Source organism: Chloroflexota bacterium (assembly GCA_035652535.1).
Taxonomy (GTDB): Bacteria; Chloroflexota; UBA6077; order UBA6077; family SHYK01; genus DASRDP01.
In genome coordinates, this window is sequence record DASRDP010000166.1 from 1 (window position 1) to 17352 (window position 17352).

General features: G+C 66.3%; 16 protein-coding genes. 7 read left to right on the forward strand and 9 right to left on the reverse strand.

All coding sequences use genetic code 11. From position 1 onward, the window contains the following. The coding region (locus VFC51_20310; protein ID HZT09375.1) for a lipoyl synthase at positions 1-399 on the reverse strand (399 nt) is incomplete at its 3' end. A 152-nt stretch (positions 400-551) separates the two neighbouring features. Between VFC51_20310 and VFC51_20315 the strand changes: the two genes are divergently transcribed. Beyond that, a complete protein-coding gene (locus tag VFC51_20315; protein ID HZT09376.1) occupies positions 552-1508 on the forward strand; it encodes a TAXI family TRAP transporter solute-binding subunit in 957 nt (318 codons plus the stop codon). Between the two features lie 7 nt (positions 1509-1515). Here the strand turns inward: VFC51_20315 and VFC51_20320 are convergent, their stop codons facing one another. Continuing rightward, entirely contained in the window at positions 1516-3705 is a 2190-nt protein-coding gene (locus tag VFC51_20320) for a diguanylate cyclase (GenBank protein ID HZT09377.1), read from the reverse strand. 436 nt (positions 3706-4141) lie between these two features. On the opposite strand from VFC51_20320, the gene VFC51_20325 reads away from it, so the two are divergent. Together VFC51_20325 and VFC51_20330 are read left to right on the forward strand one after the other, a co-directional pair. Continuing rightward, entirely contained in the window at positions 4142-5377 is a 1236-nt protein-coding gene (locus VFC51_20325; GenBank protein HZT09378.1) for a L,D-transpeptidase, read from the forward strand. A gap of 50 nt (positions 5378-5427) precedes the next feature. Then, positions 5428-6627 carry a diphosphate--fructose-6-phosphate 1-phosphotransferase gene (locus tag VFC51_20330; protein ID HZT09379.1) on the forward strand — a complete coding sequence of 400 codons (1200 nt, stop codon included), beginning with the start codon at positions 5428-5430 and terminating at the stop codon, positions 6625-6627. 3 nt (positions 6628-6630) lie between these two features. Here VFC51_20330 and VFC51_20335 read toward each other — a convergent pair whose 3' ends face one another. From VFC51_20335 to VFC51_20345, 3 genes are read right to left on the reverse strand one after another with little or no spacing between them, the layout of a single operon-like run. Further along, positions 6631-7323: a PspA/IM30 family protein gene (locus VFC51_20335; GenBank protein HZT09380.1), complete on the reverse strand. Its 693-nt coding sequence runs from the start codon at positions 7321-7323 to the stop codon at positions 6631-6633. Positions 7324-7355: 32 nt separating this feature from the next. Continuing rightward, the gene (locus VFC51_20340; protein HZT09381.1) at positions 7356-7754 is read right to left on the reverse strand and encodes a hypothetical protein; all 399 of its coding nucleotides are present in this window, start codon (positions 7752-7754) and stop codon (positions 7356-7358) included. Further along, positions 7747-8253, reverse strand: coding sequence for a helix-turn-helix transcriptional regulator (locus VFC51_20345; GenBank protein ID HZT09382.1), 507 nt, complete (start codon positions 8251-8253; stop codon positions 7747-7749). The genes VFC51_20340 and VFC51_20345 overlap by 8 nt, the downstream gene beginning before the upstream one ends. Positions 8254-8354: 101 nt before the next feature. Between VFC51_20345 and VFC51_20350 the strand changes: the two genes are divergently transcribed. Both VFC51_20350 and VFC51_20355 read left to right on the forward strand, forming a co-directional pair. Continuing rightward, the gene (locus VFC51_20350) at positions 8355-9482 is read left to right on the forward strand and encodes an NADH-quinone oxidoreductase subunit D (GenBank protein ID HZT09383.1); all 1128 of its coding nucleotides are present in this window, start codon (positions 8355-8357) and stop codon (positions 9480-9482) included. Between the two features lie 50 nt (positions 9483-9532). Then, a complete protein-coding gene (locus VFC51_20355; GenBank protein HZT09384.1) occupies positions 9533-10090 on the forward strand; it encodes an NADH-quinone oxidoreductase subunit I in 558 nt (185 codons plus the stop codon). Here the strand turns inward: VFC51_20355 and VFC51_20360 are convergent. Then, complete coding sequence (locus tag VFC51_20360) at positions 10076-10663, reverse strand: hypothetical protein (protein HZT09385.1); 588 nt, start codon at positions 10661-10663, stop codon at positions 10076-10078. The genes VFC51_20355 and VFC51_20360 overlap by 15 nt on opposite strands. Positions 10664-11414: 751 nt before the next feature. Between VFC51_20360 and VFC51_20365 the strand changes: the two genes are divergently transcribed. After that, a complete protein-coding gene (locus tag VFC51_20365; protein ID HZT09386.1) occupies positions 11415-13022 on the forward strand; it encodes a UbiD family decarboxylase in 1608 nt (535 codons plus the stop codon). Continuing rightward, the gene (locus tag VFC51_20370; GenBank protein HZT09387.1) at positions 12989-14302 is read left to right on the forward strand and encodes a CoA transferase; all 1314 of its coding nucleotides are present in this window, start codon (positions 12989-12991) and stop codon (positions 14300-14302) included. Before VFC51_20365 ends, VFC51_20370 begins: the two co-directional genes overlap by 34 nt. 18 nt (positions 14303-14320) lie before the next feature. Here the strand turns inward: VFC51_20370 and VFC51_20375 are convergent, their stop codons facing one another. The 3 genes from VFC51_20375 to VFC51_20385 all read right to left on the reverse strand — a co-directional run. Then, on the reverse strand, positions 14321-15298 hold the full coding sequence (locus VFC51_20375) for a quinone oxidoreductase (GenBank protein HZT09388.1): 978 nt from the start codon (positions 15296-15298) through the stop codon (positions 14321-14323). Positions 15299-15400: 102 nt separating this feature from the next. Then, entirely contained in the window at positions 15401-17005 is a 1605-nt protein-coding gene (locus VFC51_20380) for a L,D-transpeptidase (GenBank protein ID HZT09389.1), read from the reverse strand. Positions 17006-17092: 87 nt separating this feature from the next. Beyond that, positions 17093-17352, reverse strand: a 260-nt coding sequence (locus VFC51_20385) for an inorganic phosphate transporter (protein HZT09390.1), incomplete at its 5' end; no start/stop codon positions are given.

The window sequence follows — 17352 nt, forward strand, 5'->3', positions numbered from 1 at the left end:
ACCGGCGCCACCATCGGGCAGATCGTCGCGCGCCACGGACGTGAGCACGACGTGGCGCAGCCCGAGGACAGCTACCGCTCGCCCGACTCGCTCGGGCTCATCGGCGTCCACCGCGACTGGCCGACCGGTCGCCACCGCGCAGAAGCCGCACGCGCGCGTGCACACGTCGCCGAGGAGCATCAGCGTCGCGGTGCCGTGTCCCCAGCATTCGGCGACGTTCGGGCACCGCGCCTCTTCGCAGACCGTATGGAGCCGAAGGTCGCGGACGAGTCCACGAACGCGGGTGTACTCGTCCCCACTCGGGACGCGCACTTTCAGCCACGGCGGTTTGGGAGCGCGGTCTGGCGGGGAGCTGCGACGCGGAAAGGTCGGCCTGGGTGGCACAGCGCCCGAGAGCATATCCGCGTTATACCACTCGGGGTTCGCCAGCGATGCGCGACACGGTGAAGCATCCCGACGGTGGAGATGTCCACGGGCATGCTCTCGGCGTCACATCTTTGGCCAACACACAGATGGATACGCTCTCCGACATTGCGCGCAAAGGAGAAGGCATGGAGTACGAATCGCCGGTTCCCGCGTCGACTCGATCGCTGGTCATGCTAGAGGTTGCCGCCGAGCTGGTGGCGCCCCGAGAAAGCCCGTATCCCCAGGCGCAAGTTCAGCTGCGTCCTCAGGGAGCTGAAGGTTGGACGTACACCCTGATCGGCAGCGACACGCCGGAGGCCATCTGGCAGGTGGCGCGTCGCGAGGTCGACATCGCGACGATCAACCCGAGCGGTCCCCTCACCATGGCGTTTCGCGGGAAGGGTCCGTTTCGCGAGCCGGTGCCCGTGCGCGCCATCGCCGTGATTCCCTCCCTGGACTGGCTCGGATTCGCCGTCAAGACGTCGACGGGGCTCACGTCCCTGGCGGACGTCAAGGGGCGGAAGTACCCGCTCCGGGTGTCGATTCGAGCCCAGAAGGGCCACTCGACGATCCTCTACATCGACAGCGTCCTCGCCGCCTACGGTTTCTCCCTCGACGACATCGAGCGCTGGGGCGGGCACGTTTCCTACGACGCGGGCATGCCCTACGCGCCGGCGCGCTCGAGGAAGGTCGCGTCGGGCGAGGTTGAGGCGGTGTTCGACGAAGCGCTCACCCGCTTCATTCCCATGATGCCCGATCTGGGCCTGCGTCTCCTCCCCATCCATGAGCCAGTGCTGCGCGCGATGGAGGAGTTGGGGCTTCGGCGCGGCACGATCACCCAGAAGCTGTTTCCCACCCTGGACCGCGACGTCGTAACGCTCGACTTCAGCGGCTGGCCCGTGTTCACCCACGCCGACGTGGACGCCGAATTCGTCTACGCGTTCTGTCGGGCCCTTGCCGCGCGCCGCGGCGATATCCCGTTTCAGGAGCCTGGCCCGCTCCCGCTCGAGACGATGTGCTGCGATTCCGAGGCAGGACCGCTCGACGTCCCGCTTCACCCGGGGGCCGAGCGGTACTGGCGTGAGGTGGGCTACCTGCGGTAGCCCTCGATTACACCTGCTCGGCGCTCGGCCGTCGTCGCTGCATGTCCTCGTCGGCCTGGACGAGCAGCGCGTCTGGCACATCGGGCAAGACGTCGGCGCTCGCGGCGCCCCATGCGCAGCGAATCGGCACCGGGACACCGCGCCGCGACCCAAGCTCGCTGATTTGCTGGGCCACCCGAGCCAGGATTGGCTGCACGGCTGAGGGCTCGACGTCGACCAGGAGCAGGGCGAACTCGTCGCCTCCATATCGAGCGACGAGATCGGCCTTGCGGGCGTTTTCGTTGAGGGTGTCTGCGACGGCGCGCAGCGCTTCGTCTCCAACGTCGTATCCGAAGCGATCGTTGATGGCGCGCAGGCGGACGATGTCCAGCGACACGAGGGTCGCACCGCGACCGCGCCGTCGCGCCTGGGCGGCGATGCGCGCGTATTGGTCGTGGAAGGCGCGGCGATTGGGGAGCCCGGTCAACGGATCGGGCGCGTACCGGGCGAGACGGCGGTCGGTCTCGTGGATGCGATTCGCCAGCACGCGCATGAGCGCCATAGCGAGATCGGGCGAGGACCGGAGGATCTGTCCGAAGTCTGCGGCTGGTAGGGCGAGGCAGCGGGTCGGCTCGGACGAAACGACGGACGCCGAGCGGGGTCGGTCGTGCAGCATGGCCATCTCACCGACCACCTCCCCCGCGCCGATCTCGGCGATGACCGCGTCGCCATTGGGTGGCTCGTCGGACTCCTCGCTCACGCGCACGCGTCCGGAGAGGATCACGTAGATCTGGTCGCTCGACTCATGCTGCCGAATGATGGCGTAGCCCGGGTCGAAGATGTATTCGGTGCCGCACTCGGCCAGCACGCGGAGCTGCTCCGGCGTGAGGGACCGAAAGACGGGCACGAGCGCGAGGGCCTGGGCGAGCTGCTCGGGGCTCCCTGTCCCTCGATGGACCATCGGTGGATGGTCCGCCTGCTGTTGCGCGGCCCGCTCCGAGCTGCCGATCGGCGTCGGGGACGACGCGCCGACGCTCGTTCGAGCGAGCCATGCGCGCACGCGCGAACGGAGCATGGGCGCGCTGACCGGGCTGGCCAGGTAGTCGGTCGCCGCGGCCCCTTGGTCGTGCGGATTGCCCTCGGGCTCGGCGTCGTTCGTGAGGAGGAGGACCGGAAGGGACGCGCGCCCAGTCCGCTGTCGGATCTCGCGAATAAACTCGCTCGACGCGGTTGGCGGAGCCGCTGCGACAACGACCAGATCGGGCGCCATGGCCCGAACGCGGTCCAGCGTGGCGGGACCGGTGGGGGCGTGTAACAGACGGAGGTTGTCCTCCCCCAGCTCGCTGGTGATGGCCTCGCGTTGAAACTCGTCGACGCCGATGAGGAGAACGCGCTTGCCGCTCACCGATTGACGCCGAATGGCGGAGATCCCGTCGGACGCCGGGGCTTGGCTCTGTCCACGGAGAGAGAGCGCCAGTCCCTCTGCCGCTGCAAAGATCTCGACCGGCGAGTCCCGCCGCGCCGCGCGCACGCGAGCGTCGCGCTCCATGGCCGCCAGCGACGCATCGTCGCGGGCAGGATCGTGGTGAAACAGCGCGAGGCGCCGGGCACCGGCCGCGATCGATACGTCGGTCGCGTACTCGACAGTGCTGTGCCCCCAGCCAACGCGGCGATCGTATTCATCTGCCGTGTATTGCGCGTCGTGAATGACGAGGTCCGCGTCCTTGAGGAAGGCGACGTGGCGCTGATCGCCGGGATGCCGGAAGTCGATGCCCCCGGGCTTCCAGAAGGGCTCGTGGTCCGTGGTGTAGGCGACGGTGACGCCATCAGCCGAGATCCGATACGCGATGGTTGGGGCGGTGTGGTTCAAGTGTTGGGTCTCGACGAGCACGTCGCCCACTCGAAAAAACCCCTCCTCCAGCTCGATGAAGTGGAGGCGACTTCGGAGCTCACGAAGACGGACCGGGAAGTACGAGTACTGCATCTGGCCGGCCAGCGAATCCTCGAGGCTGCGCTGGAAACCGGCCGCCGCGTAGATGTTCAGCTCGGTCTCGGGAAGGAAGGCCGGTTCGAAAAACGGGAACCCCTGGATGTGGTCCCAGTGCGTGTGACCGATGAAGAGGTGGAGGCGCAGGCTGTCCGCGGATGGGCCCTGGGGGCCGAGCAAGTGTTGGCCGAGGCCACGAGCGCCGCTTCCGCAATCGAGAATTATCCGCACGCCGGTGTCGGTCGTAACTTCAACGCAGGAGGTATTTCCGCCGTACGTTGTCGTGGCCGGGCCAGGCGCCGGGATGGATCCCCGTGTTCCCCAGAATCGGACCTGCAAGGGGCGGCTTTCCGTTCACGTCACTGAGCGCGGGGCGTCCGCTCGGTCAGGGTGCTCCGCCTGCGCCACGTTTCGACAGCTAGAGACCGGTCGGGCGGCTAAGCGCGCCATTGTAGCATCGGCCCAGAGCCGAAGGCCACGACGCGGGTCACAATTCGCGTGCGAGATCGCGGGCCGGCACACCCGGTCTCGGATCCCACTGTGACGGATCTCGCGGTCGAATCCCCGGCCATGCTGTATCGAGGATGGTATCATCGGTTCTGCCTTCACCCAGCTCGGCGATGAGTCGCGTCTGAGCGCTCTTTGCCTTTCGTTCGGGGGATCCGTGATGAGGAGTAAATCGCTGCTTCGGCCTGTCTTCGCTGGCGTATCCATCATCTTCTTGCTGACCCTCGCGGTGCCCGTGCTCCTCAGGGGGACCGTCACGACGTTCGCGCAGGATCCACCAGCGGCATTCGTACCCTGGTGGGGTATTACGTCCGCCACGACTCAGCTCTGGACCTCGCTCGATTCGGGGAGCGCTAGTGTCGCCTCGCTGCCCGCGGGGAGCCCGGTCAAGGTCCTTGCACCGAGCGACGGCAACCGGCTCTTGGTCTTCAGTCAGAGCACGCAGAACGTAGGGTGGGTTGATGCCGCAGTGGTGGATCCGTCCTCTGCCCCAAGCGTGGATGTTCAGACGGTTTCCGCTTCGCCGGTCCCGTCGGGCGACTTCACGCCATTCTGGGTGATGACCGATAAGCCGACGACTGCGTGGGACAGCGATCAGCCAGACGCAGGGGCGCGCGGACAGATCCCCCAGTGGCGCTACCTGCAGGTGATCCAGCAGGCGGACTCCAACCGGCTTCTGGCGATCGACCCGAGAACGAGCGAGCGGCAGTACGTCGATGCGGGCGCCGTGGGCCCCGTTGGGCCACCGCCCGACGAATACTTCGATCCGCCGCCACCGGACGATGAGGCAATGAATTTACCAGCGCGGATCACCGGGTCGACGGAAATCTTCGAGCGGCCGGAGAATCAGCCCTACTTCGCCCTCGACGAAGTGGAGCACAATACACCGATCAACGTCGAGGGTATGGTCGACGAAGGTGACCAGGGCGTGTGGTACCGAGTGGGCGATCAGAAGTACGTCCCGCAGAGTCACGTCCGCCTCCCCACACCACCGGACCGCACGTGGGATGGACGCTGGATCGACGCGAACCTGACCGAGCCGGCGATGGTGACCGCGTACGAAGGGAGCACGCCCGTGTACGCGGCGCTCGCTGTCAAGGGGTCCACCGCTTTCCAGACGCCGCCTGGCGTCTACCGGATCCTCCGTCGCGTGCAGGACGAAACGATGGACAGTTCCACCATTGGAATACCCCGGAGTTCGCCCAATGGCTATTACCTGAAAGGCGTGTTGTTTACGCAATATTTCACGAACGACGGCGCTGCCCTGCACTACAACTACTGGCGCAGCAACTGGGGCTACGGCGCGAGCCATGGATGTCTCGGGATGAACTACGATGACTCGAAGTTCTTCTGGGACTTCGGCAGCGTCGGGACCATCGTTTACGTGCACTCCTAACCGCGGGTGAGCGACCGCGTCGACGGGACGTCTCGCCCGCCGGGGCGCCGATGAGCATGACGCCGGCCGCGATGGTGATCGCGCAGTCGGGCGGACCGACCGCCGTCGTCAACGCCAGCCTCGTGGGCGCGTGCGCGGTGGGAGATGCAAGCGCCAGCGTGGATCGCGTGCTGGGCGCCCGCTTCGGCGTCGAGGGGCTTCGCGACGGCGACTTCGTCGATCTCTCGGCGCTGTCCTCCCCCAACCTTCGTCGGCTCCGTGGTACGCCCGGCGCCGCGCTCGGCTCCTCGCGCCACCGCCCGACTGACGAAGAGATCGCGAGCTGTCTGGCGGTCCTGGATCGCCACCTGATCCGCTGGGTCGTGCTCATCGGGGGGAACGATTCGGCGGAGACGCTTCACCGATTGCACGTCGCGGCCGTGGGCCGCGGGTCGGCGGCTCGCTTCGTCGGCGTGCCGAAGACGATCGACAACGACTTGCCCCACATGGATCACGCCCCCGGTTACGGCAGCGCAGCGCGATATCTCGCTATCGCCGCGAGAGAAGCTGGTCTGGACACCTGCGCGATGCGACGCACCGACCCCATCAAGATCATCGAGGTGATGGGTCGAAACGCGGGCTGGCTGGCCGCGGCGTCGGCTTTGGGCCGCGAGCGTGTTGATGACCCCCCCCAGATCATCTTCTTCCCAGAGCGCCCGCGCCCGGTGGACCGGATGCTCGAGGAGATTCGCGCGGCCCACGCCGCCCATGGCTGGGCGCTCGTGACGATCAGTGAGAATCAGCGGGACGACGCGGGCGCGCCGATCGGGGGATCTCAACCGATCCACGTCGATCCGCACGGCCACGAGTACCACGAGAGCGCCGGCCTCGCCCTCGTGCGGGCCGTGCAGTCACGCCTTGGGCTGCGGGCCCGATACGAGCGGCCAGGCAGCCTGCAGCGCACGTCCGCGGCGATGCTGTCCGCGGTGGACGTCGAGGAGGCCGAGGCGGCAGGGGCGCATGCGGCGCGCCTGGCCCTTCGCGGCGAGAGCGACGTTATGGTGGCGATTCAGCGGCGAGAAGGCCGCGGATATGCCGTGCGCTTCGGCGCGATTCCGCTCGAGCTCGTGGCGCACCAGGAACGGCGGATGCCGGACGAGTACATCGCCTCGTCCGGCATCGACGTCACGGACGCGTATGTCGCCTACGGTCGACCGTTGATCGGAGCGCCGCTCGATCCGACGTTCCGGCTCGAGCGTCGTGGGGCGTAAACGTTAGGCGCCCGAGCCGCCGGCTGGAGTGCCCGAGGCGGCCGACTTGCGCGCCTTCAGCGCTTCCAGCTCTTTGTTGATCTCGTCCTCTTGCTCCAGATGGCGGAAGCGCGTGTCCAGGGTGTCCTGGTCCAGGTCGGCGTACGCCTTCGCCTGGGCTTCCTGCTCCTCGACCTTCTCTTCCATCCGTTCGAATTCCGAGAGGGCGCCGGTGGCGTCGACGCCGGCGAGTGTCTTGCGGATGGTGGTCTCCGTCTTGGCGCGGCGGCTCCGAGCGATAAGCAGGTCCTTCTTGGTCTGGGCTTCCGAGATCTTCTCTTCGAGCTGCGCGAGGGCCTCCTTGAGCTGCTCGACCTGGGCCGATTGCTCGGTCCACTGCTGCTTGAATCCGTCGGCGGTCTCCTGGAACGTGCGCCGCCGGGCGAGGGCCTCCTTCGCCAGGTCATCCTGGCCGCGTTCGACGGCCATCTCGGCCTTGCGCTGCCACTCGTCCGCCTTGGCCTGGTTCTCCTGGTACCGCTTCTCGAGCTTGCGCTCGTCCGCGATGGCAGCCGCGACCTGGGTCTTGACCTGGATGAGCTGGTTGTTCATGTCCAGCATGAGCTGGCGAATCACCTTCTCCGGGTCCTCAGCCCTGCTGATCAGGTCGTTGATGTTCGCGCGAATGAGGGTTGACACGCGGTCGAGTAGTCCCATGGTCTCGTTCCTCCTCCCTTGTGGTCCGTAGGTCACGGCTCGTTTGGATCTCGGTTTTCGGCGCGCCGGGCCAGGAGCCTTGAGCGGATGGCCTCGATCTCGCGTTCGATCTCGAGGTCGTTCAGCCGCGCTTCCAGGTCGCCATCGGTCGGCGGTGAGCGCCCGACGCTGCGGGCCGGCGCAACCGTTCGGCGCAGTCGCTCGATCTCGATGCGCATCTCGTCGGCCCGCTGCTCCAGGATGCGCGCCATCCGTGCGTGGCGCTCGGCGCGCGTGCGAGCGCCTTCGGCGAGATCGGGCATACCGCGCTCCCGGGCGAGCGCCTCCCGCCGAGTCCACATGTCGGATGCTTGGGCCTCGCGGACAGCCTGACGCCGCATCCGATGCTCCGCCGCCATGGCGTCCACGAGGGCGACGGGTCGTTCATTCATTGGCGCCGCCCGTACGCAGGGGGCCGGCGCCGGCGAGGCTGGCGTCGAGCGGATCGGCTTGGGTCGCGCTGTCGCGCCGTGCGAGGTAGCGGCCAACCGCCAGCAGCACCGCGCGCGGGTCCGGGGCGGAGGCGAGGCGCAGGAGCGCCTCATAGGCGTCAGGATCGTCTCGAATCTCGTCGGCCCGGAGGGCCAGCCACTCCGCGAAGTTCTCCACGGTGGGCGCGGCGAGCGAGCCCAGCCCCTCTTCGAAGCCGTCTGGGTCGTCGACGAGGTAGCCCGGATGGATGTGGAAGAAGCGCGCCAGCCGGTCGCGGGTGCGTAGCGTGAGGTGCGGCCGGGTGCCGCGCTCGATCTGCGACAGGTATGGGAGGCTGATCGCCTCGCCCAGCTCCGCACCCATGGCGCGAACAACCTCGGACTTCGACAGCGGGCGCCCGAGGCCGCGGAGCTCGCCCTCGACGGATCGAAGATGACGGACCTTCTCGCCGAGGCGCATGCGGTACCTCGAATTTGCAAATTGCAAAGGTTATAGCAGAAGGACCGCCAAAGCGCCATGGCATAATAGCGAGGAGTCCCCATGGAGTGTGCCCCGTGCAGATCCCGACCGGCGCGCAGGCAGATGCCGTCCGCGAGGGCGACCTTCTGACCCTCAACATGGGCCCCCAGCACCCAAGCACCCACGGCGTGTTTCGCATGGTGCTGACCCTCGACGGCGAGACTGTCGTCGCGTGCCGACCGGTGATGGGGTACCTCCATCGTTCGGTGGAGAAGCTGGCCGAGACGCGGACCTACCTCCAGGACATCATCTTCACCGACCGGCTCGATTATCTGGCCCCGATGACCACGAATCTGCCCTATGCCATGGCCACCGAGCGCCTCGCCGGCATCGAGGTACCCGAGCGGGCCGAGTACGTCCGCGTCATCATGTGCGAGCTGCAGCGCTTCGCCAGCCACTGCGTTGCCGTCGGCACCTTCGCCTCGGATACCGGCGCATTCTTCACGCCGATGATGTACACGTTCCAGGCCCGCGAGCAGATCCTCGACATCTACGATCAGGCGTGCGGGGCCCGGATGACGGTCAGCTACATCCGCTACGGCGGTGTTTCGCGCGACCTGACGGACGAGGCGGTGGCGATGATCCGAAGATTCGTCGGCGAGATGGATCGGAACATCGACGAAGTCGAAGCGATGATGACGGGCAATGAGATCTTCAAGGCTCGCACACAGGACATCGGCGTGCTGCCGGCCGATACCGCCTTGGCATACAGCATCACCGGGCCCATGCTTCGGGCGAGTGGCGTGCCGTACGACGTGCGCAAGGCCGAGCCATATTCGGTGTACGACCGGTTCGACTTCGACATCCCCACCCGGCGGAACGGCGACTGTTACGACCGGTATCTCGTGCGCATCGCGGAGATGCGACAGTGCAAGCGCATTCTCGAGCAGGCGCTGAAGGATCTTCCGTCCGGCCCGGTCATGGGGAAGGTGCCGAAGGTGTTTCGGCCGCCCAAAGGCCATGCCTACGCGCGGACGGAGGGGCCGAAAGGCGAGATCGGGTTCTACATCGAGAGCGATGGAAAGGTGGAGCCGTACCGCTTCCACATCCGCGCGCCGAGCTTCATTAACCTTGGCGTATTGAGCCGCCTGGTCGTCGGCCACAAGGTTGCCGACGCGGTGGTGATCCTGGGAAGCATCGACATTGTGATGGGCGAGGTCGATCGCTAATCGCGCGGCCGCGGCCGCATGCTACATCGGTTCCCCATCGGGAGGCGCAGATGTTTGGGAGTGGAATTGCCAAGGGGCTGGCGACGACCTTTGGTCACCTCTTTAAGCCGAAGGTAACCCAGCAGTATCCGGAGGAGCCCGCGCCCCTTGCCGTCGGGTTTCGCGGACTACCGCGTCTGGTATACGACGAGACGCCCGAAGATCTTCGGTGCGTCGCCTGTAGCATCTGCGCGAACGCCTGCCCGGTCGACGTGATCCACATCGAGACCCACCGGGGACCGGACCGCAAGCTCGTTCTCGATCGGTTCGACATCGAGGCAGGTGGCTGCGTCTTTTGCGGGCTGTGTGTGGAAGCGTGTCCCTTCGAAGCGCTGACCATGATGCACGGCTTCGAGCTGGCCGCCTATAACCGCGAGCAGCTTCTCTGGACGAAGGAGATGCTCGCCATCAAAGCGACTCCCCAATCGCTTGCCGACATGGAGCGCATCCACGGTCCGACGGAGAAGGAGGAGAAGGCGACGACGACGCCGTCCAAGACGGGCGCCGCCGCTGTCTCGGGCGGCACCGGCGGCGAGCCGGCCGCCGCCGTCGCGTCAAGCGGCGATTAGCTTCGGCACGCCGCGGCCGTAGGGCGCCTGGGTCGCCAGCGCGCGAGCGGTCGCCAGCGCCATCTCCAGCACCGGCTGGTCGGGGTTGTCCGTCCATTGGACGGCAATCGTCACCGTTCCCGACCTGAAGTGGACGGCGGCTGCGCTCTTCGGGTGGTTCGTTCCGGTGTACAGGTCCCAGGTGCGCGCAACTGCCTCATCGCCGAGCATGCCGTCCAACGGGATGACTGTGTAACCCTTCCCCTCGAGGCCGCTGACGACGTCCGCGAACTCCTGCCGTGCCTCGTCCAGCGTGTCGCTCACGGCCACGGAAACCAGCAGCGACGCGTGGTCACCCGTCGGCGCGTCGGGATCGCCCCGCGTGTACATTCGGAGAATTCGCAGGGTCCCGTCCGCGCCGAGCTGCTGATCGAATTTCGGCTCGTGGCGGAATCCAGACGGGACGATGTCCGGTGTCGGGAGAAAGGCCTCCGCAGCGCTCGCGCGTGGATCCGAGCCATCCTCCGCGTGCCCGATGGTCGCGACGCCGAACAGAAGGAGCGCGATCGCCGCGCTGCGAGTTGCTGAACGCATGATCCAACCTCCGTGTGCCGCGCCGGGCGCGCGGCGTGCTCCGCCCCCCTCTCTTTTTCATAGCACGCACGGGTACGAAAAGGCCGGCCCGGGATCCCGGGCCGGCCTTTCCTGGTCCAGCAGATTGAGGATCGATGGACTACGCAGCGTTGGGTAGATCTGATCGATCCGACATCTCAGGTACGCCTGCGGTGGCCTCGCGCACGGCTTGAACGTCGGAGGCTGGGAACGAGCGGGCGCACATGAAGCAGGCGACCCAACCTCGGTCCTCGATATCCTCGTGCAGATCGCCGCCGCAGACGGGACACGCGCGCAGGAACCATTTCATGCCAGGAGACCTCCTCTCCTTACGTTCCGCGTAACGGAACGGCAACGACGCCGTTGTCGCTGCCAGAATCCTGACCGCATAACACTATACGCACGTGCCCCTCGAAAAGTTCCCGCTTGGTCCTATCAATTTGGGCAAAATGCGGAATTGTGACTATCTGTAATGTCGCGACCGGCGGGTGGTTACGACGTTGTGACGCGGGGAACGGCCTGACAGTGCGAAAAACCGACGCGCACATGCCTGGTTTGATTCGAAATCGCCTGGTGTGCTATCTTCCGCCTCGCTGCGCGCCCTTCCGGACCATCCGGGCGCGCCGTCCGCCGGCGCCGTGACGCCTACTAGCTCCTCTCCGTATCCTTAAGGAAACCCGCATTCTGCACTGCCCGACGCAACCCGCGAGCGTTGAGGTATTCTGGAGGACTGATGGCCCTTGCTCTGAAAACCGAGCGCGACATCTCCAGCCTGCGATCCACGATCGAGTGGCTGCGCGCCTCAAAGCAGCTCCTCGAGACCGACGCCGAGGTCAACCCCGATCTCGAGATCACCGGCATCCAGAAGACGCTCGACGGAAGCATGCCCATCCTCTTCAACAACGTCAAAGGCTATCCGCATGCGCGCGCCATCACGAACCTGTTTGCCAACACCGACATCATGAACCAGATGTTCGGCTGGGGGAGCGATCAGGAGCGGACGCGGAAGCTCGCCCATGCCCTCACCCATCCGATCCGTCCGGTAGAGGTAAGCCAGACAGAAGCTCCGTGCCAGGAAGAGGTCATCACCACCGATCTCGACGTCAACAAGTTCATCATGGCGATACGCCATACCCATCTGGAGACGGAGCTGACGATTGGCTCGGGAAACAGCGTCGTGGTTGGCGATTATTTCCATGGCGGAACCCACATCGGCTACAACCGGATGAACTTTCGATGGGGCAATGTGGGAACGTTTCAGGCGGCACCGGGCGGACACATGTGGCAGGTGCAGACGGAGTTCTATAACCAGTGCCGCTGTCAGCAGGACGCCTGGAAGGAGGGCAAGCCGCCGTGTGACGGGGGCATTCCCTTCACCATGTGCTTCGGGCTGCCACCAGCCTGCACGCTGATCGCCGGCGGCGGATTTGACTACGTCGTACTCCCGCGCGGCGCCGACGAGCTGGGCGCCGCGGGCGCCGTGCAGGGGTACCCGGTGCGGATCGTGAAGGCGCGCACGGTGGACGCGTGGTCGGTCGCCGACTGTGAATACGTTCTCGAGGGCAAGCTCCACCCGCGAGACAAGCGTTTCGAAACCAAGGAGGCGGAGGATGCCAACGTCCAGGGCCGGTACCACTTCCACCCCGAATGGGCCGGGTACATGGGAAAGGCCTATCGGGCGACCACCTTTCACGTCTCCGCCATCACCATGCGCAAGCGCGAGGGCAAGCCGGTCATTTTCCCCCTCGGCGTTCACACGTCCGACGACGCCAACATCGACACGACCGTTCGTGAGGCAGCGATCTTCGAGCTGTGCGAGCGGCTGCAGCCGGGAATCATTCAGGATGTGCACATCCCGTACTGCATGACGGACTGGGGTGGCTGCATCATCCAGGTGAAGAAGCGCAACAAGATCGAAGAGGGCTGGCAGCGCAACTTCCTGGGCGCGATCCTCTCCTGCAGCCAGGGGATGCGCATCGCCATCGCGGTCGATACCGACATCGACATGTACAGCATGGATGACATCATCTGGGCGCTTACAACCCGCGTGAACCCCAAGACTGACATCCTGAACCCGATTCCCGGCGGAATCGGCCAGACGTTCCAGCCCGCCGAGCGCATGACCGCGGGTGAGAAGCAGTGGACCGCTTCGAACACGCAATTCGAGGGAGGGATGGGCATCGACGCCACCGTTCCATTCGGGTACGAGTCCGACTTCATGCGCCCGGTCTATCCCGTCGACCGTGTCGACCTCGGGAAATGGTTCGACGGGGACGACATTGCCCGCGCCAAGTCCCTGATGCACGGGTGGGTCTTGAGCCTGGCGCGCACCGGGCGCTGATGTCCGACGACCGGGGGATTCGCGACCGATTTCCCTTCGCCAAGCCGAGCCCGAACCCGCCGCTGGCCGGCGTGCGCGTGATCGACGCCGGAAACATGGTCTCCGCGCCGTTCTCGACCGTCTTGCTGGCCGATTTTGGCGCCGACGTGATCAAGCTCGAGCACCCGGTCTACGGGGACGGAGAACGGAAACTCGAGCCGATCATCACCCTCCCGAATGGTCAGACTGTCTCGCTCTGGTGGAAGAACGGAGCGCGCAACAAGCGCTGCATCACGCTGAATCTCTCGAAGCCCGAGGGGGCCGCGATTTTCAAGGAGCTGGCCGCCACTGCGGACGTCGTCGTCGAAAATTACACGCCGGGCACCTTCGAACGTTGGGGAATCGGATATGAGGAGCTGAAAAAGGTCAACCCGCGCCTCGTCATGCTCCGAATCTCCGGCTTCGGGCAGACCGGACCGAATCGGGAGCGGGGCGGGTTCGGACGCGTCGCGGAGGCCTTCGCCGGTCTCACCAACCTCATCGGCGAGAAAGATGGGCCCCCAATGACCCCCGGGATCCCCCTGGGCGACCTCATTACCGGCCTGGTGGGGTCCTGGTCCATTATGGTCGCCCTCTACTATCGCGACGCGCGGGGGGGCGAGGGCCAGTTCATCGACCTCGGTCTGTACGAATCGATCTTCCGAATTCTCGAGTTTGACCCCATCCAGTACGACCAGCCCGATCCCAGGCACCCCGAGAAACGGGTCCACACCCGGGAGGGGAATCAGCTCTCGTACGTGGCGCCGAGCGACATGTTCAAGACCAAGGATGGCTACTGGGTCACCCACGCGGCCAGCAATCAGCAGGTGTTCGAGAAGCTCTGTAGGGCGATCGGCCGCGCGGAGCTGATCGACGACCCACGATTCAAAGACAACCCGTCCCGGGTCGACCATCGCGAGGAGATCAACGGAATCGTGAGGGAGTGGATCGCCCAGAGGACTCGCGCCGAGCTGGCCGAGCAATTCGATCCCCTCGGAATTCCGTACGCGCCCGTCTTCGACATGCGCGACGTATTTCAGGACCCGCATTACTTGGCGCGCGAGATGCTCGTTCGCGTCCTCGACCCCCAGCTCGGCGACGCCGTCGTCCAGAACGCGGTGCCGAAATTTTCGAAGACGCCAGGAGGCATCAAGCGCCTGGGGCCGCAGGAGCTTGGCGCGCACAACGAGGAGATCTATTGCGGCGAGTTGGGCTACTCGAAGGAGCGCCTTCAGGAGCTCCGGGACTCCGGCGTTATCTGAGGATGGCTCGGCTCGCGATTACGGGATGAGCAGGACCTTCCCGATGCTCTCGCGGTCCTCGATCATCCGATGCGCCATCGCCGCTTGCGCCAGGGGAAAACGGGCGCCGATCAGCGGCTTCCAACGGCCCTGGGCCATCAACCGGAGCGCGGCGAGGCCGACCGGGCGCAGCGCGTGCGGTCGCGCGCGGCGGAAGCCTCCCGTGCTGTACCCAATCACCGTCTTGTTCTCGCCGTAGAGCGGCCCGAACGCGACGGCCGGGGGCGGACCGCTGGCCTGGCCAAAGGCGACGAGCCGTCCGAACGGAGCCAGGCTGGCCAGGCTCCCCTCGAAGCTGCTGGCTCCCACGCCATCCAGCACAACGTCCGCGCAGGCACCGGCCGTAATTTCACGCACCCGCTCCGCCACATTCTCCAGCCGGTAGTCGATGGCGGCATCGGCGCCCAAGCTCAGCACGGTTTTGACCTTGTCCGGACCCCCCGCCGTACCAATGACCAGCCCCGCGCCGAGGGTCCGGGCGAGTTGGACCGCCGTGCTGCCCACACCTCCCGCGGCCGCCTGCACCAGCACCGTTTCGCCAGGCTGGAGGCGCCCGGCCAGGGTCAGGAGGTTTAGAGCCGTGGTGCCGACCGACGGGAACGTGCTCGCGCTCTCGAGATCGATGGAGTCCGGAATCGGGAACGTCTCGATGGCGCGCGCGAGGGCGTACTCGGCGTAGGACCCGCCCTCCGTGTGCGCAGAGACGCGCTGGCCAATCTCCAGTCCGGTCACGCCCGGGCCGATGGCGTCGATCGTCCCGGCGGCTTCCAGGCCCGGGACAAAGGGCGGCGTGCGTGCCACCACGTAGCTCGCGCGACGCCCCTGGATGTCGGCAAAGTTGACCGTCGTCGCGGCCACCCGGACGCGCACTTGCCCCGCTGCGGGCTCGGGGATGGGCGCCTCGCGCAGCTCCAGTACCTCCGGTCCGCCGAAGGCTGTCACGACGACCGCGCGCATCCCCTTCTCCCTTTCTGCGCCCCCGTCACGCGCGTGGTCACGCCCCGACGCCAGCGCGAGTGATCGTTTCCTGACGATCGCTATGACGGGTCTGCGATTGCGTCACGTGTGGATGACGACGGGGGTGTTGTCGTCGGCCCAGTCGTAGACCTTCTTCGCGTTCGCGTCGCTCAGGCTCACGCACCCGTCCGATCCCGGCCGCCCGAAGACCGGGCGCCAGTAGGCCCCGTGGATCGTGTAGTCGCCCTGGAACGCCATGACCCAATGAACGTCTGGTATATCGTACCGACTGCCATCCGGATTCACTCCCCGAAAGCGCGCGATGGGTACCTTGTAGAGGACGTGGAAGGTCCCGGTCGGGGTGGGGGCGGCCGCCACGCCGGTCGCGACCGGCAGCGTCATGACCGCCTCGCCATCCTCGAGCAGCGTCATCTGCTGCTTCCCCAGCGCCACGTCGATGACCTTGAGCTTGCCAGTCGAATAGGTCGCGCGCACCGCGTCCTCGAGATATCCTCCGGACACGCCTCGGATCTTGCGCGGGTTGCCGTCCACCTGCACGGTAACTTCCGAATCGGCCGGGAACGGTTCTGACGGGATGAACCGCACGCGGTTTCCCGCGAGCCAATCGAATCGACCCGGGACCGGTGGATCGAACGAAATCGCGGCCTCGGCGGCGGAGCGATCTGCCACTTCTTCGCTGAAGCGGAAGACGGGAGGCGTGGTCGGGTTCACGTCCTCCTCCCCGTCTTCGGGCCACATGGCAACAACTTTGATCGGCTGGGCTGCGGCGATCTCGATCGCCTGCTGCTCGGCCAGCCACCCGCCGTCGGCCGCCGTTGCGTCCACGACGGTCACGGCGGCGCGCGTGTCCCCCTCGACCTTGAGGGGAAGCTCAACGACGTCGCTCGCTGGCCCTCTCCACTCGTTCTGTTTGTCGTCGATCCGATACCGCAGCGAGGTGATCGGACGATCGAACTGGAGGGAGAGCTGCGTGCCGGGGGGCAAGCCCATGTGAGCGCTCGGAGCCATGCCGGCCACGGCGGCCAGTGCAACCGCGTCGGGCGCTCGCAATGCGACGGTGGCTTCGGGCGCCGCTACGCCGTCTGTGCCAACGACGTTCGTAAGTCGCAGCGACACGCGGGTTCCTGGCGCCGGATGCGGAAGCGAGACCTCGATGACGCGAGCGTCGCTCTTCGAAATCGACGCTGAGGGTCCGCCGCCCGTCACCGTCGCCTGCGCCAGCGGCTGCGAGAAGTGGATGAGCGTTGGCTTGTCCCGCGAGATGGGGAGCACATCATCCGCCTCCTGGAGCGTCGGCGTTTCGACCGTGCTGAACTGTTGCTCGAGCGAGATCTGCGCGTCTGGCGTCGAATCCCATGGGAGCGACGTGCGGCTGACCGGCTGCGCCGTGGCGCTGAGGCGATACTGCGCGTCGGGCTCGAGCTCGGCCAGGATCTCCGCGCCGTTGGCGGTGCGCTGGAGGGTGACAGGCGGCGAGGAATCGTCGACCCGCTGGAGCACCGCGCGGTCGATGATCGCGCCGACCGCGGTGATCTGGAGGTTGGTCTGGAGCGGGACGTTTTGCGCCCCGTCGGCAATGTTGGCGGTCAGCGAGGGTCTGGAGGCGAAGCATGCAACGAAGAGGAGGGGCGTGGCAATCGCAACGATTCCGAAAGTGAAGAAGCCGACGAACCTCCAGACTCGCATGGGGCCGCTCCGGTGTCGCACGAATATCCCTCTCCACATCTTATCGCGAACGTGCGCACCCAATCGTGGTATTGGGGTCACCAACTCCTATCCGAATCGGCCCAAAGCGCCGATCCACGCGATGCCCGTCATCATGGCCCATCCGAGGCCGAAACAGACGGGGATCGTGAGCAGCCAGGCGGACACGATCTCACCCGCAACGCCCCATCGCACGTGCTTGGCTCCCCGGATCGTTCCCACGCCCAGGATCGCTCCCGAGATGGCGTGGGTGGTGGAGATGGGCATGCCGATGCGCGATGCGACTTCGATGACGGTCCCCGCGGCGGTCTCGGCCGCGAACCCATGCA